At 72.2% G+C, this 23,586-nt stretch carries 19 protein-coding genes and 1 pseudogene; 7 read left to right on the forward strand and 13 right to left on the reverse strand.

Translation table 11 applies throughout. The annotated features are described in order from the left end of the window. Positions 1-118 precede the first annotated feature (118 nt). Positions 119-1,852, reverse strand: a complete 1,734-nt coding sequence (locus WBN91_RS21075; protein WP_337725544.1) for an ABC-F family ATP-binding cassette domain-containing protein — start codon at positions 1,850-1,852, stop codon at positions 119-121. Between the two features lie 866 nt (positions 1,853-2,718). Between WBN91_RS21075 and WBN91_RS39195 the strand changes: the two are divergent. After that, a pseudogene (locus WBN91_RS39195) lies at positions 2,719-3,069 on the forward strand (transglycosylase SLT domain-containing protein); the annotation flags it as partial. Positions 3,070-3,377: 308 nt separating this feature from the next. On the opposite strand, the gene WBN91_RS21085 reads toward WBN91_RS39195, so the two are convergent. Both WBN91_RS21085 and sigJ read right to left on the reverse strand, forming a co-directional pair. Continuing rightward, on the reverse strand, positions 3,378-3,617 hold the full coding sequence (locus WBN91_RS21085) for a hypothetical protein (protein ID WP_337725542.1): 240 nt from the start codon (positions 3,615-3,617) through the stop codon (positions 3,378-3,380). A 281-nt stretch (positions 3,618-3,898) separates the two neighbouring features. Next, a complete protein-coding gene (gene sigJ / locus WBN91_RS21090; protein WP_337725541.1) occupies positions 3,899-4,819 on the reverse strand; it encodes an RNA polymerase sigma factor SigJ in 921 nt (306 codons plus the stop codon). Between the two features lie 125 nt (positions 4,820-4,944). Between sigJ and WBN91_RS21095 the strand changes: the two genes are divergently transcribed. Then, a complete protein-coding gene (locus tag WBN91_RS21095) occupies positions 4,945-6,093 on the forward strand; it encodes an NAD(P)/FAD-dependent oxidoreductase (protein WP_337725540.1) in 1,149 nt (382 codons plus the stop codon). Here the strand turns inward: WBN91_RS21095 and WBN91_RS21100 are convergent. From WBN91_RS21100 to WBN91_RS21110, 3 genes are all read right to left on the reverse strand, one after another. Beyond that, a complete protein-coding gene (locus WBN91_RS21100; RefSeq protein WP_337725539.1) occupies positions 6,080-6,661 on the reverse strand; it encodes an NADAR family protein in 582 nt (193 codons plus the stop codon). The genes WBN91_RS21095 and WBN91_RS21100 overlap by 14 nt on opposite strands. A gap of 382 nt (positions 6,662-7,043) precedes the next feature. After that, on the reverse strand, positions 7,044-7,715 hold the full coding sequence (locus WBN91_RS21105) for a response regulator (protein WP_337725538.1): 672 nt from the start codon (positions 7,713-7,715) through the stop codon (positions 7,044-7,046). Further along, on the reverse strand, positions 7,712-10,282 hold the full coding sequence (locus tag WBN91_RS21110) for a DUF4118 domain-containing protein (protein ID WP_443217766.1): 2,571 nt from the start codon (positions 10,280-10,282) through the stop codon (positions 7,712-7,714). The genes WBN91_RS21105 and WBN91_RS21110 overlap by 4 nt, the downstream gene beginning before the upstream one ends. 143 nt (positions 10,283-10,425) lie before the next feature. On the opposite strand from WBN91_RS21110, the gene WBN91_RS21115 reads away from it, so the two are divergent. Both WBN91_RS21115 and WBN91_RS21120 read left to right on the forward strand, forming a co-directional pair. Continuing rightward, positions 10,426-12,078 (forward strand): PHP domain-containing protein, encoded by a 1,653-nt coding sequence (locus tag WBN91_RS21115; protein WP_337725536.1) that lies wholly within the window; start codon positions 10,426-10,428, stop codon positions 12,076-12,078. Then, positions 12,075-12,563: a hypothetical protein gene (locus tag WBN91_RS21120; RefSeq protein WP_337725535.1), complete on the forward strand. Its 489-nt coding sequence runs from the start codon at positions 12,075-12,077 to the stop codon at positions 12,561-12,563. The genes WBN91_RS21115 and WBN91_RS21120 overlap by 4 nt, the downstream gene beginning before the upstream one ends. Here WBN91_RS21120 and WBN91_RS21125 read toward each other — a convergent pair. Further along, entirely contained in the window at positions 12,560-14,122 is a 1,563-nt protein-coding gene (locus WBN91_RS21125; protein WP_337725534.1) for a hypothetical protein, read from the reverse strand. The genes WBN91_RS21120 and WBN91_RS21125 overlap by 4 nt on opposite strands. Positions 14,123-14,268: 146 nt before the next feature. Between WBN91_RS21125 and WBN91_RS21130 the strand changes: the two genes are divergently transcribed. Continuing rightward, positions 14,269-14,928, forward strand: coding sequence for a CPBP family intramembrane glutamic endopeptidase (locus tag WBN91_RS21130; RefSeq protein WP_337725533.1), 660 nt, complete (start codon positions 14,269-14,271; stop codon positions 14,926-14,928). Here the strand turns inward: WBN91_RS21130 and chrA are convergent. The 3 genes from chrA to WBN91_RS21145 form a co-directional block, all read right to left on the reverse strand. After that, positions 14,915-16,033, reverse strand: coding sequence for a chromate efflux transporter (chrA, locus tag WBN91_RS21135; protein WP_337725532.1), 1,119 nt, complete (start codon positions 16,031-16,033; stop codon positions 14,915-14,917). The genes WBN91_RS21130 and chrA overlap by 14 nt on opposite strands. An 84-nt stretch (positions 16,034-16,117) precedes the next feature. Beyond that, positions 16,118-17,656 (reverse strand): MDR family MFS transporter, encoded by a 1,539-nt coding sequence (locus tag WBN91_RS21140; protein ID WP_443217764.1) that lies wholly within the window; start codon positions 17,654-17,656, stop codon positions 16,118-16,120. Beyond that, a complete protein-coding gene (locus WBN91_RS21145; protein ID WP_337725531.1) occupies positions 17,656-18,096 on the reverse strand; it encodes a MarR family winged helix-turn-helix transcriptional regulator in 441 nt (146 codons plus the stop codon). Before WBN91_RS21145 ends, WBN91_RS21140 begins: the two co-directional genes overlap by 1 nt. 168 nt (positions 18,097-18,264) lie before the next feature. Here WBN91_RS21145 and WBN91_RS21150 point away from each other — a divergent pair, with 168 nt between their 5' ends. Beyond that, a complete protein-coding gene (locus tag WBN91_RS21150) occupies positions 18,265-19,521 on the forward strand; it encodes a cytochrome P450 (protein WP_337725530.1) in 1,257 nt (418 codons plus the stop codon). A gap of 7 nt (positions 19,522-19,528) precedes the next feature. On the opposite strand, the gene WBN91_RS21155 is transcribed toward WBN91_RS21150, so the two are convergent. The 3 genes from WBN91_RS21155 to WBN91_RS21165 are packed head-to-tail and all read right to left on the reverse strand — an operon-like array spanning position 19,529 to position 22,379. Beyond that, a complete protein-coding gene (locus tag WBN91_RS21155; RefSeq protein WP_337725529.1) occupies positions 19,529-20,119 on the reverse strand; it encodes a TetR/AcrR family transcriptional regulator in 591 nt (196 codons plus the stop codon). A 47-nt stretch (positions 20,120-20,166) separates the two neighbouring features. Next, positions 20,167-21,735: an MDR family MFS transporter gene (locus WBN91_RS21160; protein WP_337725528.1), complete on the reverse strand. Its 1,569-nt coding sequence runs from the start codon at positions 21,733-21,735 to the stop codon at positions 20,167-20,169. Between the two features lie 41 nt (positions 21,736-21,776). Continuing rightward, positions 21,777-22,379 carry a TetR/AcrR family transcriptional regulator gene (locus tag WBN91_RS21165; protein ID WP_337725527.1) on the reverse strand — a complete coding sequence of 201 codons (603 nt, stop codon included), beginning with the start codon at positions 22,377-22,379 and terminating at the stop codon, positions 21,777-21,779. A gap of 247 nt (positions 22,380-22,626) precedes the next feature. On the opposite strand from WBN91_RS21165, the gene WBN91_RS21170 reads away from it, so the two are divergent. Next, positions 22,627-22,860, forward strand: coding sequence for an isoamylase early set domain-containing protein (locus WBN91_RS21170; RefSeq protein WP_443217765.1), 234 nt, complete (start codon positions 22,627-22,629; stop codon positions 22,858-22,860). The last annotated feature ends 726 nt before the right edge of the window (positions 22,861-23,586 follow it).

The following is a 23,586-nucleotide window of genomic DNA, read 5'->3' on the forward strand; positions in this document are numbered from 1 at the left end:
CGGGCCGGGCTGGGCGGGCTGGGCCGGGCGGGCCGGGCCGGGCTGGGCCGGGCGGGCCGGGCCGGGCTGGGCTGGGCTGGGCTGGGCGGGCCGGGCTGGGCGGGCCGGGCTGGGCGGGTCAGGTTGTCTGCGCCATCCCCCGGTCCAGGTGGAGGCGGCGGCCGGTGAAGCGGGCGCGCATGCGGCGGTCGTGGGTGACCACCACGAGGGCGCCCGGGTAGTCGGCCAGGGCGTGTTCCAGGTCCTCGACCAGGCCCGGGGACAGGTGGTTGGTCGGCTCGTCGAGCAGCAGCAGGTCCACCGGCTCGGTGACCAGCCGCGCCAGCTCGACGCGCCGCCGCTGCCCGTAGGACAACTCGCCCAGCCGCAGCCGCAGGTCCCGGGGCGTGAACAGGCCGAGCGCGAGCAGCCGGTCCGTCCACTCCTCGGGGTCGCCGCGGCCGGCCGCGAAGGCCTCGATCACGGTCGTCCCGCGCGGCAGGGGCACGTCGTCCTGCCGCAGGTGTCCGACGCGTGCCGGGACGAGCACGTCGCCGGTGTCGGGGATCAGTTCGCCGGACAGCACCTTCACCAAGGTGGTCTTGCCGGCGCCGTTGGGACCGGTCACCAGGAGGCGCTCGCCCGGACCCAGGACCAGCTCGGACACGTGCAGCCGGTCGCCGACCCGGACGTCCGCGAGCGCGGCGACGGCCGGCCTCCGGCCCCCGCTTCCATTGTCCCACGGGGTACCGACGAAATCGGTGGGGTCGGCGGCGAGCGCGTGATCGGTGGGGGCGGCGAGCGCGTGATCGGTGGGATCGGCGGCGAGCGTGTCATCGGTGGGGTTGGCGGCGAGCGCGTCCAGCTTCGCGGTGAAGCGCAGCGGGTCCGGTGGTGGGGTGACGGGGTCGGTGGTGAGTCGGTGCACCCGTTCCTTGGCGTTGCGGATGCGGCTCATCGCCCCGTGGCCCCGTCCTCGTGCTCGGAACGGGCCGGCGGCGAAGACCGCCAGCGGCAGTTTGCGGGGGATCTCCGCCAGGCGGGCCACGTTGGTGGACGCGAGGCGTCGGTGGCGGGCCAGGTCGACGCGCCACTCCTCGTACTCCCGCAGCCTGCGTGCCCGGTCGGCGGCCTTGGCGGTGAGGTAGCCGTCGTAGCCGTTGCCGTAGCGGCGCACCCCGCCCTCCGCGACCTCCAGGACGGTGTCGGTCACGCGTTCCAGGAAGACGCGGTCGTGGGTGATGGCCACGACGGTGCCGCGGTGGGCGCGGAGGTGCTGTTCGAGCCAGGCCACGGCCCGGTCGTCCAGGTCGTTGGTCGGCTCGTCCAGCAACAGCAGTTCGGGGGCGGCGGCCAGGGTGGCGGCCAGCGCCAGCCGGGACCGCTCGCCGCCGGACAGGGTGCCCAGCGGGCGGGTGCGGTCCAGGCCCGGCAGGCCCAGGCCGTGCAGGGCGATGTCCACCCTGGTGTCGGCCTCGTACCCGCCGCGCGCCTCGAACCGCTCGACCAGCGCCGCGTACCCCGCGAGGTCGGTCAGGTCGAGTTCGAGGCGCCGGATCTCGGCCTCCAGGGCGCGCAGGTCGGCCAGGGCCAGGTCGACCGCGTCGGCGACGGTCGCGTGCGGCGGCAGGTCGAGGGTCTGCGGCAGGTAGCCGACGCCGCCGGGCGCGACCGCGGTGACCTCGCCGTGGTCGGGGCGCAGCCGGCCCGCGAGCAGGGCCAGCAGGGTGGACTTGCCGGACCCGTTGTCGCCGATCACGCCGACCTTCTCCCCCGGCTTCACAGCGAGGGTGACGCGGTCGAGCACGACCCGGGTGTCGAAGCGCTTGGTGACGTCGTGCAGGGACAGTTGTGGGGGTTGCGCGGTGCGCAAGGCGGGCTCCTGTTCTCGGCGCGCACGGACAGCGACCGAGTCGATCGGTGGAAGGTTTGCGGAGTGAGCCGCCGCGGAGCGTTGCTCTACGCGGATCGGCGACCGATCACAGGAAGAAGTACAAGATCCCCATACCGCCGATCACCGTACTGGACCCTGATTCGCCCTTCAAGGGAATTCTGTTGACTGTGAGTAGCACAACGGTCAACAAACGTGACCTGCGTCACCACCATTGGCACTCATCTTGCCCCGACGCGTGACCAACGGTTACGTTCCGGGCCGCCAGATAACGGTTCTATCACCGGCCGGACACGGGCGAGCAGTCATCCCCCGGACTGCTTCCCGACCTGGATCCCCCGCCAGGTGGCCGGTGGTGGAGCTCCCCGACGCAGGAGGCACTTCCCTTGGCTCGCCATAGGAAGTCCCGGGCGGACGAGCCGACCGTCTACACGGTCAGCGCTGCCGCACCGGGATACATCGGCGCGCACCGCGCCGAACCCGACCGAAAGTTGCCCAAAAGACTCGCCGGCGTTGCCGTCGCGGTGGGCATCGTGACCGGTGCCGGAGCCGCGGCACACGCCGTGACCAGCGGCAGCCTCAACCCGATGGCGGGCGGCGCCGAGTTCGGCGGACTGCCCGACGAGAACGTCCGCACCGGCAAGGTCGACACGATCCACGCAGTCGAGCTCGGCTCGGAGACCGCCCGGATCATCCGCCAGGAGCAGCTCACCGCGCTGCACGCCTTCAACCAGGCCAGCGGTCTCGCCCAGAGCGGCTACCAGGCCCGTCAGCAGGCCGCCGCCGAGGCCGCCGCGCGAGCCGCCCACGAGGCCGCCGAGGCCCGCAAGTCCCCAACGCAGCGCCAGGTCGAGGCCTGGGCGCGCGAGGCGATCGCGATCCTGGCCGCCAACGGCACCCCGATCACCAACGACGCCGTCGACGAGATCTGGACGATCGTGCACAAGGAGTCCAACGGCAACCCCAACGCCGTGAACAACTGGGACTCCAACGCCGCGCGCGGCACGCCGTCCAAGGGCCTGATGCAGTGCATCGACCCGACCTTCCAGGCCTACAAGCTCCCCGGCCACGACGACATCTTCAACCCGGTCGACAACATCATCGCGGGCGTCCGCTACACCTACGCCCGCTACGGCGGCTTCGACCGCCACCCCGGCCTCGTCTCCCTGAACGCCGGCACCGGCTACCGCGGCTACTGAGTCGCGGACCACCGCAGCGGCCGGAACGCGACTGACGCGCGGCTGAGCGCTCCCCCGCTCGCCGCCACCTGGATTCCCGGCCGGGCGCGTGCCGAAACCCGACACCGGCGACGTGCCGCGGACCCGGGGACCGCCGGACGGCGGCCACCGGACGGCGGTCGGTGGCCACCGTCCGACGGATGACGGCGGTTCTCACGCGGCGGTTCTCGCGTGGACGGCTCTTGCGGGCTCTGCGCGGACGGCTCTTGCGACGGTTCCTGCGCGGGTGGCTCTGGTCCGGAGTGCGCGAGCGTCTGGGTGGCGGTTTCTCAGTTGAGCGAGGCGTCCAGCGGGATCAGCGCGACGCCCAGCAGGTGCCGGGCGCAGTTCGGGCAGATCGGCCAGCGGCGCCACGTGTCGCAGCCGCCCGAGTCGGCCGGGATGCACAGCGCGCGGCACACCGCTCTGTAGCGGTCGCCCAGGTGCGCGGAGTGGTGGGTGGGCGCGCCGGCGGGCACAAGGTGCCGTTCTTCGGCGAAGACACCGGGTAACAGACGACCGGTCGTCACGACTCCTCCCGAGGTCTCGGTCCGGGGAGGCCGATGGGCACACCGCGACAGGACCGGAGGGTCGGCCGTGGCCAGCGCCGGCACAGCCACGGCGACCGCCTCCGGGTTCGCGGGCGGTGCGGGCCGGGAGTACCGACGCGACCGGGCGGGTTCCGGTTTTCCCCCGCGCCGGACGGCTCCCCCTTCGCGTCCGGTGCGGGCCCGGCTCCACGGTTGCCGTCGCCTGCGAACGCCTCCAGCATGCGCCGGGTTCCTTACAACCGGCTTACATCGCCCCCCGGTCAGTCGGTCGTCCAGGAGCGGAGCTTCTCCGGGTTGCGGACCGCCCAGATGCGTTTGATCCGGTCGTCCGCCACCTCGAACGCGTAGACCGACACCGTCACCCCGTCCTGCTGGGCGATCAGGCCGGGTTGGCCGTTGACCGTGCGTTCCAGCAGCGTCAGGCCGCGCAGCCGGTACTGGAAGCGCAGCAGGGAGCGCACGATCCCCTCGGCGCCCTCGACCGGGTGCAGCGTGGTGGTGACCAGGCCGCCGCCGTCGGCGATCGCGGTGACGTCCGGGTCCAGGAGGGCGACGAGGGCCTTGACGTCGCCGGACTCCAAGGCCTGCTTGAAGTCGCGCACGATCCGGGCCTGACGGGCGGCCGGGGTGGTCGGGGGTGGTGCGTCGCGCAGGCGTCGGCGGGCGGAGGAGGCGAGTTGGCGGCAGGCGCCCGGTGTGCGGCCCACGATGTCGGCCACCTCGGCGAACGAGTAGCGGAACACGTCGTGCAGCACGAAGGCCACGCGCTCGGCCGGGGTCATGGCGTCGAGCACGACGAGGAACGCCATGCTGACCGACTCGTCCAGGGTGACCCGGTCGACCGGGTCGGCGGCGGGCCGGCCGGTGATCCACTCGGTGGGGTCGGGCAGCGGTTCGGGCACCCACTCCCCCACGTAGGTCTCCCGCCGCACGCGCGCCGAGGACAGCACGTTCAGGCACAGCCGACCGGCCACCTTGTTCAACCACGCGCCCGGCGACTCGATGGCCCGCTGCTCCGCCTCCGACATCGCGTACCAGCGGGCGTAGGTCTCCTGGACCACGTCCTCCGCGTCGGCCAGCGACCCCAGCAGCCGGTACGCCAGGTTGATCAGCCGGCGGCGTTCGCCCATGACCACGCTCAGGTCCGGGTCTGCTCGGTCGGTTTCGGGCCGGCTGGTCATCTGGCTCCCCCTGGGTCGTGCCTTGTCCTACCAGTTCGACCGGACAGCCCCGCCTGGTGTCAGGCGCCTGACGTTCCGGGGTGCTGCGCGGTCGTACCGGTGAGGCACACGAAAGGGGAGGAACCATGAGTCACCACAAGGTCGTCGTCATCGGGGGCGGGTACGCCGGCGCGCTGGCGGCCAACCGGCTGCGGGTGCGCGACGACGTGGACATCACGCTGGTCAACCCGCGCCCGACCTTCGTCGACCGCATCCGGCTGCACCAGTTCGTGGCCGGCACCGGCGAGGCCACGCACGACTTCGGCACGCTGCTGGACGAGCACGTCCGCCTGGCCGTCGACACCGCCACGCGCATCGACACCGCGGCCCGCACCGTGCGGCTGGCTTCCGGCGGGACGCTGGACTACGACTACGTCGTCTACGCGGTCGGCAGCACCGGCGCGGTGCCGGCGGCGGTGCCCGGCGCGGCCGAGTTCGCGGTCTCCGCCGCCGACCTGGAGTCGGCGCGACGGCTGCGCGGCGCGCTGGACGAGGTGGGTCCCGGTGCCCCGGTCACGGTGGTCGGCGGCGGGTTGACCGGCATCGAGACCGCCGCCGAACTCGCCGAACGCGGACGCGTCGTGACCCTGGTGTGCGGCGGGGCGCTCGCCCCCGCGCTGAGCGGCTCGGGCCGCCGCTACGTCGCCAAGTGGCTGTCCCGGCACGGCGTCACCGTGGTCGAGGACAACAAGGTCGCCGAGGTCCGGTCGGACTCGGTCGTCCTCGCCGACGGCGCCGTGCACCCGAGCGCGGTGACGATCTGGACGGCCGGTTTCGCCGTGCCCGCGCTGGCCGCCGACAGCGGTCTGCGCACCGACGACCTCGGCCGGCTGCTCACCGACGAGACGCTGACCAGCGTCGACGACGACCGGGTGGTCGCGGCCGGTGACGCCGCCGCGCCCTCGGGCGCGCCACTGCGGATGAGCTGCCAGGCCGCCGGACCGCTGGGCGCGCAGGCCGCCGACACCGTGCTCAGCCGCATCGCGGGCACCGCGCCGAAGCCGCTCGACGTGGCCTTCGTCGGGTCGTGCGTCAGCCTCGGCCAACGCGCGGCGCTGCGCCAGTTCGCCCGCAAGGACGACACCCCGATCAACGTCTACTTCGGCGGACGCGTCGGCGCGGCGTACAAGGAGCTGACCTACAAGCTCGGGTTGCTCAAGATCCGCCGCGAGGCCCGCAAGCCCGGTTCGGTGGGGTGGGTGAAGGGCGGTTCACGCCCGGTCACCGCCGCCTGAGCAGGGACGCCGCGGTGGGGCGGTGCAGGCGGGCGCGGGCTTCGTGCAGGGCGAAGCCGAGCAGGTTCTCCCCCGGCCACCGCGCGGGGTCGGCGGCGTGCGGGTCGTCCTCGGTCAGGCCGATGCCCCACACGCGGTCCAGCGGGCTCGCCTCCACCAGGACCCGCGCGCCCGTGCCCAGCAGGTACTCGCGCAGGGCCGGGGTCGAGGCGAACTTCAGGGTGCTGCCCTCGGCCACGATGCCGAAGCGCTCGGCCTCCCAGGTGGCCAGGTCGAACCCCCGCACCCGGCGACCCAGGTCCTTGGCCGCGTGGGGGTGCCCGGCGGCCAGGATGCGGCTCGCGGTCTCGTCGTCGTCGAACAGCACGGCCTTGCGCCACATCATGTAGTGCTCGGCGGTGGCGAAGGTGTGGCCCTCCGCGGTGAACGGGGACGGGTACCACTGGCTCAGGCAGCCCTTGTGCACGGTGGCGCCCGGTGTGTTCTGGTTCCAGAAGAACAGGAAGCGGAGGCGCTCGCCGGACTCGACGGCGGCCACGAGGTCGGCTTTGCTGCGGGACGGGTGCACGAGCGGCAGTATGGGTGCTGCCGAGGTGGGTTCTCCACGGAAATACCGGGGGCCGAGGGTGATGCGGACCCTCGGCCCCCGCGTCCGTCGACGGCGCAGCCCTGCCAGGCCACCCGGGGTTCTCCGGTGCCGTCGCCGAACGGGAGCCGCCCCGGCTCCGCGACTGCTCTACGAGGCCGGTGTTCCGTCCGGTTCAGCGGGATCCCGAAGTGTTCGCGGATAAAGCAGTGACGCAGGACACACCGTGGAACCCGGCCCCGTGGCCACACGACCACCTGGTGCGTCGGGTACTCCCCCTTCCACCCGACCACACGCAAGCGTGCTCACACCGGGTCGGTCCCGCCGACTCCGACCGGCCCACCGGCCCGGTGTCACACGCGGTTCACGGTTGGAAGCGGTAGCCCCGGCCGGGTTCGGTGATCAGGTGCCGTGGGCGTGACGGTTCCGGCTCCAGTTTGCGGCGTAATTGCGCCAGGTAGACGCGCAGGTAGTGGCCGGCGTCCTCGTGGCCGGCGCCCCACACCTTCGCCAGCAGCTCTCGACCTGCCACCGGCTCGCCGCCCGCGCGCACGAGCACCTCCAGCAGCGCCCACTCGGTCCGGGTCAGGTGCACGTCGCCGTCGGGGCGGTGGATGCGCTTGGCGGTCAGGTCGATGGTGAACGACGCCGTGTGCACGGGTGGTTCACCGGTCGGGCGCGAGGTGGTCCGCCGGACCGCCGCCCGCAGCCGGGCCAGGAGCTCGTCCACCCCGAACGGCTTGGTCACGTAGTCGTCCGCGCCCGCGTCCAGCGCCGCCACCTTGTCCGCCGAGTCCACCCGCGCGGACAGCACCACGATCGGCACGGTCGACCGCTCGCGCACCGACCCGATCACCGCGATCCCGTCCAGGTCGGGCAACCCGAGGTCCAGCACGACCACGTCCGCACCGGGAAGCGCCTGCAACGCCGACGCCCCGTCCGCCGCCGTCAGCACGTCGAACCCGTGCGCGGTGAGCGTGATGTGTAAGGAGCGCACGATGAGCGGGTCGTCGTCCACGACCAACACGGTGGTCATGCGACCGCCATCTCCGCGACCGGCAGGGAGATCACGATGGTCAGTCCGCCGCCGGGTGTGTCCTCGGCGGCGATCGACCCGCCCATCGCGTCCACGAAACCCTTGGCCACGCTGAGCCCCAGCCCGACACCGGGCGTGTTGTCCCGGTCCCCCAGCCGCTGGAACGGCGCGAACACGGCCTCCGCGGTGTTCTTGGGCAGTCCGCGCCCGTGGTCGACCACCCGCAGCTCGACGCGGTCGCCGTGGGCGCTGGCCCGCACGGCGATCTCCGGCTCGTCGGCGCTGATGGCGCCGTCGCCGTCCACGTCGACCACGCGGCGCGGGGTCAGCCGGCCGTGCCGCAGGGCGTTGTCGACGACGTTCGCGACGACCCGTTCCAGCAGGCCGGAGTCGGCGAGCACGGCCGGCAGGCCCTCGGAGACGTCCACCGCCACCGACCGCCGGTCGTCGATGCCGGCCAGCGCCCGCGCCACGACCTCGTCGTAGGTCACCGCCCGCAGCAGCGGCGCGACCGCGCCGGTGGCCAGGCGGGACGAGTCGAGCAGGTTGTCCACCAGGCCGGTGAGCCGGTCGGCGGAGACCTCGATGGCCTCCAGGAGCTCCCCGGTGTCCTCTTCGGACAGTTCGATGTCCTGCGCGCGCAGGCTGCCGATCGAGGCCTTGATCGAGGTCAGCGGGGTGCGCAGGTCGTGGCCGACGGCGGAGAGCAGGGCGGTGCGCAGCTCGGTGGTCGCGGCGCGGCGCTGGGCGTCGGCGGTCTCGGCGGCCATCCGCTGCTGCCGCAGCGCCATCAGCGCCTGCCCGGCGGCGGCTTCCAGGGCCCGCTGGTCGCTCGCGGGCAGGGTCCGGCCGCGCAGCGCCAGGTGCACGTCACCGGTCACCGGCACGTCCACGTCGGCGTCGTCGGGGTCCTCGCACGGTCGCGGCCCGACGCACGCGACCCGTTCCCAGCCGCCGTCGCGGCGCTCCAGCAGGGCCACCGACTCCAGCGCGAAGTTCTCCCGCACCTTCGACAGCAGCCGGGCCAGCGGGTACGGGCTGGTCAGGACGGTGCGGGCGTAGGAGGCCAGCAGCGCGGCCTCGGTCCGAGCCCGCGCGCCCTGCTCGCCCAGCCGCGCGGCGCGGTCCACCACCAGGGCCACCAGCACGGCCACGACCAGCATCGCCACCAGCGTGACCAGGTTCTCCGGCGTGGCCACGGCGAGGCTGTAGTAAGGGGCGGTGAAGAAGAAGTTGAGCAAGCCCGCGCCGAGCAGGGCCGCGCCGACCGCCGGCCCCAGCCCGCCCACCAGCGCCACCACCACGGTGACCAGGAAGAAGCCGAGCAGGTCGGTGGAGAAGGTCAGCTCCTCGCGCGAGGCCACGCCCACCCCGGTGACCGCGAACGGCAACAGCACCGCCAGCAGCCACCCCAGCAGCACCCGGGTGCGGGTCAACGGGCTGCGGCCGACCCGCCAGCGGGGTCCGCGCCGGGCTTCGTCGTGGGTGACCATGTGCACGTCGATCGGCCCGGACGCCTGGATCACCGCCGCGCCGATGCCCTCGTCGAACACCCGCGCCAGCCGCGAGCGCCGGGACGTGCCGAGCACGAGCTGGGTCGCGTTGGCGCCGCGCGCGAACTCCAGCAGGGCGGTCGGCACGTCGTCGCCGACGACGGTGTGGAAGGTCGCGCCCACGTCGTCGGTGACCTTGCGCGCCCGTGCCAGCGACTGCGGCGAGACGCCGGTCAGCCCGTCGCCGCGCAGGACGTGGACGACCAGCAGCTCCGCGCCGGCCCGGGCCGCGATCCGGCGGGCGCGCCGGATGAGGGTCTCGCTCTCGGGACCGCCGCTGACCGACACCACGACCCGTTCGCGGGTCTCCCACGTGTCGGTGATGCGCTGCTCGTGGCGGTAGTGCAGGAGGTCGACGTCGACCTGGTCGGCCACCCACAGCAGGGCCAGCTCGCGCAACGCGGTGAGGTTGCCGACCCGGAAGTAGTTGCCCAGGGCGGCGTCGATCTTGTGGGCGGCGTAGACGTTGCCGTGCGCGAGCCGCCGACGCAGCGCCTCGGGCGTGATGTCGACCAGTTCGACCTGCTCCGCCCGCCGCACCACCTCGTCGGGCACGGTCTCCTGCTGGCGGACGCCCGTAATGCGCTCGACGACGTCATTAAGGGACTCCAGGTGCTGCACGTTGACCGTGGACAGCACGTCGATGCCCGCATCCAGCAGCTCTTCGACGTCTTGCCAGCGTTTGGTGTTGCGTGAGCCGGGGATGTTCGTGTGGGCGAGTTCGTCCACTACGGCGACCTCGGGCGCACGGGCGAGCACGGCGTCCACGTCCATCTCGGCGAATTCGACGCCCTTGTGCCGCAGCACCCGCCGTGGCACCTCTTCTAGACCCGTGAGCAGCTCGGCGGTCTTCTCGCGCCCGTGCGTCTCGACGAGCCCGACCACCACGTCGGTGCCCCGTTCACGGCGGCGGTGCGCTTCCCCCAGCACGGCGAACGTCTTACCCACACCGGGCGCAGCGCCCAGGTAGATGCGCAGCTCACCACGCCTGCGTTTGCCTTCCACGTCCTTCAGTGTGCTCGCCGGTCCGCCGGGCCTCAGCGCGAGGCTCCCCACACCGGGAGTTCACCCCATGTTCGCGCTTCCACCCGCGCCGGCCGCCGAAGACCCCACGAATACTCCTGCGCGGGCGCCGTCGGACACCGGGAGTCGCGCAAATGTCGCATGACCACGACCACCACCACCACGAAGCCGCCGAGTGGCACGAGGACGAGGACGACCGACCGTTGTCGGTCGCGCGCCGCAGGTTCCTGGCCGGCCTGGGGATCGCCGCCGCGGGAACCACCGCGCTGGCCGGCCCCGCCGCCGCGCACGAGGACCGCCGCCCGGTCAACCCGTGGGGTGCGCGGGACCGCTGGTTCGCGGGCGACCACCACATCCACACCAAGTACTCCCCCGACGGCCAGTACGAGGTCGCCCAGCAGGTCGCCAAGGCCCGCGAGCACGGCCTGGACTGGGTCGTGATCACCGACCACGGCGGCGTGGCGCACCAGAAGTTCTCCGTCGACCTCGTCGCGCCCGACATCGAGAAGGCCCGCGCGCAGCACCGCGGCACCCTGGTCTACCAGGGCCTGGAGTGGAACATCCCGGGCGCCGAGCACGCGACGGTGTTCCTGCCGCCGGGCCGGTCCACCGTGGACATCCTGCGGGCGTTCGAGGCGGCTTACGACGGCGGTGTGCTCTCCACGCCCGTCGACCGCGGCGGCAAGGGCCTGATCGCCCGCGCGACCAGCGCGGACGGTGAGCCGTACGCGTTGGCGGCGCTGCGCTACCTGGAGGCCCAGGTGCTGTCCGGCCGCACGGAGATCGCGCTGATGTTCGCCAACCACCCGGCCCGGCGCGGTGTGGACAGCCCGCACGAGATCCGGGGCTGGCGGGACGCGGCGCCGGGCGTCGCGGTCGGCATGGAGGGCGCGCCCGGTCACCAGGCGGCGGGCCTGGCGACGGGCCGCGCGGGCGCGCGCGGCTTCTACGAGGCCTCCCCCAACCAGGACAGCTTCCCCGGCTACGCCCCCACGGCCACCGAGAACCCGTACCGCACGTACGGCGGGTTCGACTGGATGACCGCGAAGGTCGGCGGCCTGTGGGACTCGCTGCTGGCCGAGGGCAGGCCGTGGTGGGTCACCGCGACCTCCGACAGCCACCAGAACCACCTCGACACCTTCGCCCCCGGCACCGGCGACCACAACACCACCGGCACCCGCGGCGCACCCGTCGACACCGGCAAGCCCCAGGTCTACGGGGACTACTGGCCCGGTTTCTACAGCTCGACCCTGGTCGGCGCGGCGTCGCGGTCCTATGTGGACGTCATGCGCGGGTTGCAGGGCGGCAAGGTGCTGGCCGTGCACGGCCGGTTGGTGGACGGCCTGGACCTGCGGGTCCGGTCGGACCTCGACGGCCGGGGCGTCACGGTCGGCGGCCGGACCTTCGTCACCCGCGGCGCCGACGTCGAGGTCACCATCGAGGTGCGCCTGGCGATGCGCCCCAACTTCGGCGGCTCGATCCCGCGCCTGGCGAAGGTGGACCTGATCGGCGGCCCGGTGACCGGCCCGACCGCCGACCGCGACTCCTTCTCGGCCCCGCACACCTCGGTCCTCAAGACCTTCGAGGTCGCCCGGACCGCTCGCGGGACCGTCCGCTTCACACACACGTTCCGGAACGTGGACAACGCTTTCTACCTGCGCCTGCGCGGCTCGGACGGCAACCGCCTGACCTCCGACGGCGGCCCGGTGATGGACGTGGTCGGCGACGCCGACCCGTGGACGGACCTGTGGTTCTACGCGAACCCGGTGTTCATCGACGTCGTATGAGCTGGTGGCTGCACGCGGTGCCCGCGGAACCCCTCGGGCACCGCGCCGCGCACGCGGACGCACTGCTCCTGGCCGCCCTGGCCCCTTTCCGGCCCACCCTGGCCTTCACCACCGTGGACTGCTCGACCCCGGTGTCCCGCCTCGCCGTGACCGCGCTCGTCACCGGGCCTCGGGACGGGCTGGTGCTGGGCGGCCGGGCCGAGGAGGTCGAGGGGCCGCCGGCGGAGGGCCGGTGCATCCGGTTCCCCGGCCAGGACGCGTTGACCGGCGTCCACGCGGCGGGCGCGATCGTGGCGGAGTCGGCGGTGGAGGAGGTCGTGGGTGTCGGTGTCCCGGTTGCGGCTTCCGACCTGGTGGACACCCAGGCATTCCTCCGTCCGACGCTCATGGACGGCCGCCTGGTGCTGCTGGTGGAACGCGCGGCGGGCGGCGTCCTGCGACCCATCGAGTCCCCCGACCCCCACGAATGCTGCGGCGGCCATTAAGGCACGAGCAGGACCACCAACGCGGCCACCGCCAGCAACGTCGCCACCCCGCGCCCCATCCGGTACCCGTACCCCGTCAGCGACCGCACCACCGAACTCCACGCCGTCACCGCCGGCCCGGCCCACCCCGCCGACCGCGCCCGCTCGGCGTAGTGCAGCCGATGCTTCTCCACCAGCACCGCCGCCGCCCCCGCCTCCTGCCCCTCCGACCGCAGCACCTCCGCCAGCCGGTCGTACGCGTCCGGCGTGAAGCCGACGGCGGCCTTCCCGAGTTGGGACAGGCGGCGGCGGACGGCTGCCCGGTCGGCCAACCGCGGCTCCAAGCGGCGGTAGTCGAAGCCGGTGAAGTCCACGCCGCCGCGGGCGCACCAGAACGCGCCGTTGTCACGCAAAGTGGCGCAGCGGGCGTCGCGGAGGTCCACCCGGCCTTGTGGTGGGTCCTCCACCGCCAACCGCAGGTCCCGGGTCACCAAGCCGCACGCGTTCAGACTCGCGCCCAAATGCGCCCCGCGCAGGTCCACGCGGCAGCGCACAGACGCACCCGACAGGTCGACGGTGCCCTCGACCGCCAAGTCGCCCATCTTCAGTTCGTCCCCGATGCGCGCTGCGCTGAGGTCCAGCACGCCCGCCAGGTTCGCGCCGGCCAGGTCCAGGCTGCCGCCCACGTCCGAAGCGGACAGTCGCACGGAACCCTCGCCGCGCACCTGCCCCAAGTCCACGTCACCCGTCATCTTCGCGCGCGTGCCGACGAGGTCGCGCAGCTCGGCCCGGGACGCCCGCAGGTCACCGCCGATCCTCGCGTCCACGAGCGTCACGCCCGAACGCACCAGAGCGAAGGCCAGGTGCACGTGCCCGGCCACCCGGACGCGGTCCAGCGACACCTCCTCGGCCTGGGCCGCGCCCAGGACCAGCGACCCGCCCACCGACGCGCCGACCACCGACAGCGAGCGGACCTGGGCCTCGGTCAGGTCGACGTCGCCGACCACGCGGGAACGGTCGGCGTCCAGGGCTCCCCACCGCGACTGGCGCAGGCACAGCGCACCGCCCAGCCGGGCGTCGCCGAGCAGCACCGCGCCCTCGGCCGTGACGCCGATGCGGAACTCGTTCTCGCCCAGGACGCCACCGCCGACCCGCGCGCCCCGCAGGTCCAGGGACACGTCGTCGACCTCGCCCAGCACCGCGCCCGCCAGGCGCACGTCACCGCCCACGCACAGCCGCCGCGCGACCACCGCGCCGACCCGACTGTCCTCGAACGACAGTTCGCCGCCCACCTCGGCGTCGCCCAGCTCCACCACACCGGCCACCACCGTGCCCGCCAGCACCACGTCACCCCGGCACCGCAGCCGCCGCGCGTCCAGGCCGGGCAGCTCGCACCCGTGGAACTCCAGACCCCGCACCGACGCCCCGCTGAGCACGGGTGGCTCGTCGAACCGGCAGCGCACGAACCGCAGCGTGCGCGGTGGCGCGTCGGTCAGGTCGAGCACACCGGTGACCCGGGCGCCGACGACCTCCACGTCCTCGCCCACGAGCTGTGCGGCCGGGACCTCCCCGGTCGTCATCCCCACCGTCCCCCTTCGCCCCCGGCACCACCGGGGGTGGGGCGATGCTAACGGTGCACATGCACCTTCCGCTCCGATCCTTGCGGAACACGTCCGACACGTCGCTTTAACCCGCGCGCCACCCGCCGGTCGGTAGCGTTCGGCCCGTGTCCGTTCCGGTACGGCTGAAACCCGCATCCCGCTGGTACTTGCGCACCGAGTTCGCGGTCGTGTTCTTCGGCCTGGTCGTCGCCTACACCCTGCTGTGGCGCGGCACGAGCCCGATCCCGGTGCTGCTGGTGCTGGGCGCGGCGGCGGTGTGGCACCTCCTGCGCACGGGGTTCGACCGGCGCTCGTTCTGGCGTGCCGAGGCGCTCAAGGCGCAGTGGCGGCCCATGCTCACGCTCTGGACGCTCACGGCGGCGGGGTGCGTGGCGGCGGTCGCCGTCCTCACCCCGGCGACGCTGCTGGTCCTGCCGCGCGAACGGCCGCTGCTGTGGGTGCTGCTGATCGTGCTCTACCCGCTGCTCAGCGTGTACCCGCAGGAACTGCTGTTCCGCGCCTTCCTGTTCCACCGCTACGAACCGGTGTTCGGCCCGACCGGGACGGCGGCGGCCAGCGCGTTGGCCTTCGGGTTCGCGCACATCGCGTTCGGCAACTGGGTCGCGGTCGTGCTGTCGGCCGCGGGCGGCTGGATCTTCGCCTCCCGCTACCGCCAGACGCGGTCACTGCTGGTGGTGTCGGTGGAGCACGCCCTGTACGGGCTGTTGATGTTCACCGTGGGCCTGGGCGAGTACTTCTACCACGGCAGCGTCACAGCAGGCTGATCAACGCCCCCGCGACCCCGGCCACCAGCAGCGCCGACACCACCCCGCGCCGCAGCACCAGCAGCCACAGCACCGCGCCGCCCAGCACCGCGAACTGCCACGGCTCGTGCAGCGACAGGGCCAGCGGCAGCGTGGACCCGCCGATCGCGCCGATCGCCGCCGCGCCCGCGCCGGTGAGGAACGCCTGGGCCTTCCTGTTGTCCCGCAGGCGTTCCAGCCGCGGCCCGCCGAAGATGACGAACAGGAACGACGGCGCGAACGCGACCACGCTGGCCAGCAGCCCGCCGACCAGCCCGGCGGCGGCGTACCCGACCACGGCGACGGTCTGCACGACCGGTCCGGGCGTGATCTGGCCCAGCGCCACGGCGTTGAGGAACTGGGCGTCGGTCATCCAGCCGTAGGTGTGGACGGCGTCGCGCTGCATCAGCGGGATGATCACGAACCCGCCGCCGTAGGACAGCGCGCCGACCTTGGTCGCCACCCACGCCACGCCGAGCAGTCCCCCGCCGGTCGCCGGCAGCGCGAGCACGATCGGCCACGCCCGCCGTCCCGACGGCGCGTGCACCGACACTTCGACCAACCCGGCGACCAGCAGCACCAGCACCAGCCACGGCCCGGTCACCGCCGCCGCGACGGCCCCGGCGACCAGGTAGGCGACCCACCGCAACCGCCCGGCCCGCTCGGTGACCCGCTTCCAACTGCCCGGCACCAGGCCCCACGCCGCGTGCAGCGCCACCGCCGGCACCGCCGCGCCCGCGCCCGCCGCCGCACCGGTCACCCACGCGGGCGGGTCGGCGGCCAGGAACAGCGCGGCCAGCGCGAGGATCACCACCAGTCCGGGCACGATGAAGCAGAACCCGCCCACCAGCGCGCCCGCCGTGCCGCGCAGCCGCCACGCGCACAGGATCGCCAGCTGCGTCGACGCCGGTCCGGGCAGCAGGTTGGTGGCCGCGATGCCGTGCTCGAACTCGGCCTCGTCCAGCCACTTGCGCCGCGTCACGCACAGGTCGCGCAGCAGCGAGATGTGCGCGGGCGGACCACCGAACCCGATGCACCCGATCCGTCCCCACTCCCGGGCGATCGTGCCCAGTCCGACCTTCGTCACGGTGCGCCCAATCGGGTCTCGGCGGCCATCGCGGCCATCGCGGCCATCCTCGCCCACGGCCCACCACGAGGTCCAACCCGCGGGTCACTTGCGGTCGAGGTCCAGGCTGGAGCGCAGGACGATCGGCTTGAGCAGCAGGGCCGCCACCACTCCGACCACGGCGATGCACGCCGAGATGGTGAAGACGTGCCCGGTGGAGTCGCCGTAGGCCGCGCGCACGATGTGCCGCACCGACTCCGGCAACGCGTTGAGGTTGAGACTGCCGCCACCGGTCCCGCTCGCCGGGATACCGGCTTCGCGCAGCCCGCCGGCGATCCGGTCGGCGACGTCCCGCGCCAGCACCGCACCCAGTACGGACACGCCGATCGTGCCGCCCAGCGACCGGAAGAACGCGACGGTCGCGCTGGCCGCGCCGATGTCCCGCAGCGGCACGGTGTTCTGCACCGCCAGCACCAGGTTCTGCATGCTCATGCCGACCCCGGCGCCCACCAGCAGCATCGCGCCGCCCACGAACACCAGCGACGTCTCGTGGTCCACCACGCCCAGCAGCGCGAACCCGGCCACCAGCACGACCGCGCCGGTCACGATGTAGGGCTTGACCCGCCCGCTGCGGGTGATCAGCCGCCCGCTCACCACCGACGCGCCCAGCACGCCCGCCATCATCGGGATGGTCAGCAACCCGGCCTCGGTGGGCGTGTAGCCGCGCCCGATCTGGAAGTACTGGCCCAGGAACACCGCGCCGCCGAACATCGCCATGCCCACCGCGACGCTGGCCAGGATCGCCAGCGCGGTGGTCCGCTGCTGGACGATCCCCAGCGGCACCACCGGTTCCGGCGCCCGCGACTCGACGAACACCGCCAGCGCCAGCAGCAGCGCCGACCCGCCGACCATCGCGCCGCTCTGCCACGAGATCCAGGCGAACGAGCCGTCCACGAACGAGATCCACACCAGCAGCAGCGACACGCCGGCCGCGATCAGCCCCGCGCCCAGGTAGTCGATCTTCACGCCGGTCCGCCGCGCGGACGGCACCTTCAGCGTCGCCTGCAACACCACCAGCGCGATCAGCGCCACCGGCACGCCGATGAAGAAGCACCACCGCCAGCCCAGCCAGGACGTGTCCACGATCAGACCACCCAGCAACGGTCCGCCGACCGTCGCCACGGCCATCACCGCGCCCAGGTAGCCGTTGTACCGGCCGCGTTCGCGGGGCGGGATCATCGCCGCGATCACCACCTGCACCAACGCCTGCAACCCGCCGACACCGATCCCCTGGAACGCCCGCGCGGCGATCAACTGCTCCGCCGACTGCGCGAACCCGCTGATGATCGAACCGATCGCGAACACAACGATCGCGACCTGGACGATCGTTTTCTTGTCGAACAGATCGGCGAGCTTGCCCCAGACCGGCGTGCTGGCGGTGGCGGCGAGCAGGGTCGCGGTGACCACCCACGTGTACTGCGCCTGCGACCCGTCCAGCGCGCCGATGATCTGCGGCAGCGCGGTCGACACCACCGTGCCGCTGAGCATCGCCACGAACAGCACGAGCAGCAGCCCGCTGAGCGCCTCCATGATCTGCCGGTGGCTCATCGGCACTGCTTCGACCCGCTCCCGGGTGCTCGTCATCAGCTTGCCTCCAACGCGGCTTCGACATCGGCGGTGAGCCGGCCCAGGGCCGCGTTGACCGCGTCCACCTCGGCCGGTTCCCAGTGGGCGAGCGCTCGGGAGAGCAGGTCGTCGTACCACCCGCGGGCCTGCTCCAGCACGGCGTGCCCGGCGTCGGTGACGGCCGGCACGCCGGCCCGCCCGTCGTCCGGGTCGGCGCGGCGTTCCACCAGCCCGTGCGCGACGAGCGTGCCCACCGCGCGGCTGACCGTCGACTGGTCCAGGCCGGTGCGCAGCGCCAGTTCCTTGGCGTGGCACCCGCTCGACCGGTCGATCAAGGTCAAGGTGGCGACCAGCCCGGTCGGCACGGCCGGGTAGTGGCCGGTGCTCTCCTGCTTGAGCCGCCGCACGACCTTCATCAGGTCGCGGAGCCGGTCGACCAGCTCACCGTTGGGGTCCACGCCGACCTCCCGAATGCTTGCTTAGCACAAGCATCTATCAAACTTGCTCAACGTGCAAGTTTCCCCAGGAATAAACGTGCACGCCGTGCAGGTTCGTCGGTACCGTGGGTTACCAACACCCTGAGCAACGACCCGCTCACGCCACCGGGTCGGGAACAGGACGCGCGGATGACCAGCCCCACCGCCTCCCGGGGACCCAGCCAGGACCGCCTGGCCCTGCGACTGCCGGCCGAGTACACCGAGCGCACCCCCGGCTGCCCGTTCGACCCGTCGACCCGCCTGACCGAGATGGGCGCGCGGGGCCCCGTGCACCAGGTGACGATGGGCGACGGCGACACCGCCTGGCTGATCACCGGCCACGAGGAATCCCGTGCCGTGCTGGCGGACCCCAGGTTCAGCTCCGACCGCTTCCGCAGCGAACGGGTGCTCCGCAAACTGCCCGAGACCCTGCGGCGGCGGATGACCGACCCGGCCGTCCGCGCGGGCAACTTCATCGCGATGGACGCCCCCGAGCACACCCGCTACCGCAGGCTCCTGACCGGCCAGTTCACCGTGCGCCGGATGCGCCAGCTCACCCCGCGCATCCAGGAGATCGTCACCGAACACCTGGACGCCATGCTGGCCAACGGCACCAAGGCCGACCTGGTGCAGGCCTTCGCGCTCCCGGTGCCGTCCCTGGTGATCTGCGAACTCCTGGGTGTCGCCTACGAAGACCGCGCCCAGTTCCAGGAACGGTCGAGCACCCTCCTGCGCCTCAGCGCCCCGGCGGAGGACGTCGTCAGGGCCGCAGACGAACTACGCGCCTTCATGCACACCCTCATCCGGTCCAAGCGCAAGGAGCCGACGGACGACCTCCTGTCCGGCCTGATCACCTCCGCACCGGACCTGACCGACGACGAGCTGGTGGGTATCTCCCTGCTGCTCCTGATCGCCGGCCACGAGACAACGGCGAACATGCTCGCCCTGGGCACTTTCGCCCTGCTGGAACACCCGGAAGAACTGGACAAGCTCCGCACCGACCCGTCCCTCATCGACAGCGCCGTGGAAGAACTGCTGCGCTACCTGTCGATCGTCCACCTGGGTCCAGTGCGCACCACGCTGGAAGAGGTCGAGGTCGCGGGCGTTCGGATCCCGGCAGACGAAACGGTGCTCATCAACGTCCCGGTAGCCAACCGCGACCCCCGCACCTACGGCGACCACACCCAGCTGGACGTGTCCCGAACCCGCGTTTCCCACTTGGCATTCGGCCACGGCATCCACCAATGCCTGGGCCAACAACTGGCACGAGTGGAAATGGCCGTCGGCTTCACCGAACTGCTCCGCCGCCTACCCAACCTGCGCCTGGACCTACCGGCCACAGAAGTCCCACTGCGCAGCGACATGCTCGTCTACGGCGTCCACAGCCTGCCCGTGGCCTGGGACTGACAAGCTCTTACCGACGAAACCCGGTGTCCAACTGGTCGATCATCACGTTGACCAGGTCGGCCAACGGACGCTGGTCGCCGGTATCCAGCCACTGCGTGACCACCACGCGCACCGACGCCATCACGGTCGCCGCGAACATCACCGGATAGAGGTCGGCCGCCGGATCCACCCCCACCCGCTCCCCCACCACCCCCGCCAACGCCCGCTCCTGCGCGTGGAACGCGGCCAGCTGAGCCGGCAGCAGCGTGGGCGTCCGACGCAACAACCTCAACTGCTCCAGCTTCGCCCGGTCCACGTGCTCCGGAAGGATGTCCACCAGCGCCCGGCGCAGGGCCTCCAACACCGGCTCGTCCGCCGGTCGCTCGCCGAACGCCCGGACGAAAGCCTCCGCGGTCGCCACGTCACCCGCGACGACCGCCTCCTCCTTCGAGGAGAAGTAGTTGAAGAACGTGCGCAGGGAGACCCCGGCCTCGTGCGCCACCTGCTCGACCGTCACGCCGTCGACGCCGCGCTCCAGGCACAACCGGAGCGCGGCGTCGGCCAGCGCGGTACGGGTCGCGAGCTTCTTGCGTTCCCGCAGTCCAGGCGGTCGGGTCATGCGGCATAACTTAGACCGCTGGTCAACCGCCGGCCTGGGCCAACGACCTAGTGGCTCCCGGCCAGCTCGGCCGCCAGACGCTCGTCACCACTCTGCGTCTTGAGCGGCTTCTCCTTGATGAACAGCACCGCCACCAACGCCAGCCCGGCGATCGGGGCCCCGATCAGGAACAGCTCGGCGGTGGCGGTCGCGTAGATGTCCTGGATGATCACCAACGCCTCACGCGGCAGCTTGCTCAGGTCGGGCACCTCGTTGGTCCCGCCACCCACCGCCGGGCCGAACTTCTCCGCGGACAGGCTGGTCACCTTGTTGGCCAGCACCGCCCCCAGCACCGACACGCCGATGGCGCCGCCCAGCGATCGGAAGAACGTGAGCGTGGACGTGGTCGCGCCCAGGTCCTTCGCGGGGACGTCGTTCTGCGCGACGAGCACCAGGTTCTGCATCAGCATGCCGACACCGACACCCAGCACGGCCATGTGCACCGACACCACGAACACACTGGTCCGCGCGTCGATGGTGGCCAGCAGCACCATGCCGCCGACCATGACCGCGCCGCCCGCCACCAGGAACACCTTCCAGCGCCCGAACTTGGTGATCAGACCGCCGGCGACCGTCGAGGACACCAGCAGGCCGAAGATCAGCGGCAGGCTCATCAACCCGGCCTGCGTGGGCGTCTTGCCCAGGCCGATCTGGAAGTACTGCGACAGGAACACCGTGCCGCCGAACATCGCCACGCCCACCAGCGCGCTGGCCAGCGTGGTCAGCGACACCGTCCGGTTGGCGAAGATCGACAGCGGCACGATGGGGTCCGCCGCCCGCGACTCCACCCACACGGCCAGCGCCAGCAGCACCAGGCCGCCGACGACCATCAGCGCCGACCAGCCGGACACCCACTCGAACTGGTTGCCCGCCAAGGTCGTCCACACCAGCAGCGTCGACACGCCGGACACGATCAGCGCCGCGCCCAGCCAGTCGATCTTCACCTCCTGCCGGACCACGGGCAGGTGCAGGGTGCGCTGGAGCAGGAAGATCGACGCCAACGTGAACGGCACACCGATGAAGAAGCACCACCGCCAACCCAGCCAGGAGGTGTCGACCATGACACCGCCGATCAGCGGCCCGGCGACCGTGCCGACCCCGAAGACCGCGCCGAACAGACCCGCGTACTTGCCCATGTCGCGCGGCGGGATCATGGCCGCCATCACGATCGTGGCCAACGCCGTCATGCCACCCGCGCCCAGGCCCTGCACGACGCGGCTGGCGATGAGCACTTCGACGTTGGGCGAGAAGCCCGCGATCAGCGAGCCGACCACGAACATGCCGAGGGAGAGCTGGATCAGCAGCTTGCGGCTGTAGAGGTCGGCCAGCTTGCCCCAGAGCGGGACGGTCGCGGTCATGGCCAGCAACTCGGTGGTGACCACCCAGGTGTAGACCGACTGCGACCCGTGCAGGTCGGCGATGATGCGCGGCAGCGCGTTGGACACGATGGTCGACGCCAGGATGGCCATGAACATGCCGAGCATCAGCCCCGACATGGCCTGCACCACGTCCTTGCGCTTCGCAGTCTGCTCGTGCTGTTCGTCCCGTTCGTGCTGCTCGGTCGTCTCAGCGGACATCTTCCCCCCTCGATTCTCTCTTTTCCGGTTCTTTCTTTTCGTCACGACTTGGGCGGGTCGGCCAGACCGGCGGCGAGCAGGTCCAACGCCTCCCCGAGCAGGGCCTCCAGCGGTTCGTCCACTGTGGACCAGCGAGTGACCGCGACCCGGAACGCGGCGCCCGCGGCGGCGGCCAGCAACATCGGATAAACCTCGTCCGAGCCCCGACCGACCCTTTGTGCAACCCCTTCGGCGAGCCGGCGCTCCACGTCCTCACCACCCGCGAACGCCCGCGCGAGCAGGTCTGGGTGCTGCTGCACGACCTTCATGCGCAGCAACCACAACTCCCGGTCGTCGGCAAGGTTCTCGGCCACCTCGTCGATCAGCGCCGCTTTGACCGCACCAACCGCGCTAACTCCGGCGGGCTGCCCGACGACCCGGTCCCGCAGACGCGCCCCCACCTCGGGGTCCGGCCCGACAACGGCCTCTTCCTTGCTGGAGAAGTAGTTGAAGAACGTGCGCGGCGAGACGTCGGCAGCGGCACTGATGTCCTCGACAGTCACATGATCCAGCCCGCGCTCAGCGGCCAACGCCACGGCCGCCCGACACAGTGCAGCTCGGGTGAGCCGCTTCTTGCGGTCACGCAACCCCGGCTCACTCTTCACCCGAACAGGTTACGAAGAAACCTGCACACACTGCAACTTTGCAGCACGTGCAGCTTTGTGATCCGTCTCTCCCTCACCATTCGCCCGATCGTGGGCCACTCAACCGTGCGACCGTCCACTTGAAACACCGACGTAGCCCCGGAACGCTAGGGTGCCGCCAGACCCCACAAGATCGACCGCACGCGTCGTCGACCACCGAGGGAGGACAATGCTCCGCAGCACGCGCTTGTTCGGACCAAAACGCCGGGTGACCTTCTCACTGCCGGCAAACGCCCCCGACGGCCCGGTCAGCGTCGTGGGTTCGTTCAACAACTGGACCCCAGGAATCCACGAGCTCGTCCCCCGCCGCGACGGCACCCGCTCGGTAACAGTGATCCTGCCCCCCGGCACCCACCGCTTCCGCTACCTGGGAGAAGGCGGCCACTGGTTCGACGACGACCACGCCCAACAAGTAGACGGCGACAGCGCCATCACCATCTAACGCCACCGCCCCCTGCCCGCGGTGACCAACGGACCATCACGACGAGCACCCGATCGTGTGACATGCGCGATCTGCAACTTTCGGGGATCTCACGCGATACCGTAATTAGGAACGGCGGACGGGGGCGGCACGGCAACCTGAACGACCAGCAACACCGCCCAGGCCCACAAGACCCCCTGAACGCCCTCCAAACCCGTCCCCACCAAACGCACCCCCTGAACCCAACCCCAGCCTCGCCCCTCAGCCCCCGCCCTCAGGACCCGGCCACCGGGACACAGTCCCCGGACCGACCACCCTGGGCGCGGCCACCGGGCGCGGTCGCCGGGCGCGGTCACGGGGTGAACCCGCTCACCGGGTAGATGCGCTCACTGGGCGAGCGCGGCCACCGGGCGGACGCGGCCACCGGGCGGACGCGGCCACCGGGCGGACGCGGCCACCGAGCGAGCGCGATCACCAAGCCACCGCGATCACCGGGCGGGCGCGGCCACTGGGCGGACCCGGTCACTGCACACCGGCGGACCGCTCACCAGGCGAACCCGCTCACCAGGCGAGCGCGATCATCGAGCCAGCGCGGGCGACCGGGCCAGCGCGGGCCGGCGAGCCAGCGCGATCACCCGGCCAGCGCGATCACCCGGCCAGCGCCGCCACCGGGCCAATGGGGTCAGCGAGCAGGCGCGGTCACCGAGCGGGCGCGGTCAGCGAGCCACCGCGGTCAGCGAGCCAGCG

The organism is Saccharothrix sp. CCNWYY140 (genome assembly GCF_037401995.1).
Classification (GTDB): Bacteria; Actinomycetota; Actinomycetes; order Mycobacteriales; family Pseudonocardiaceae; genus Actinosynnema.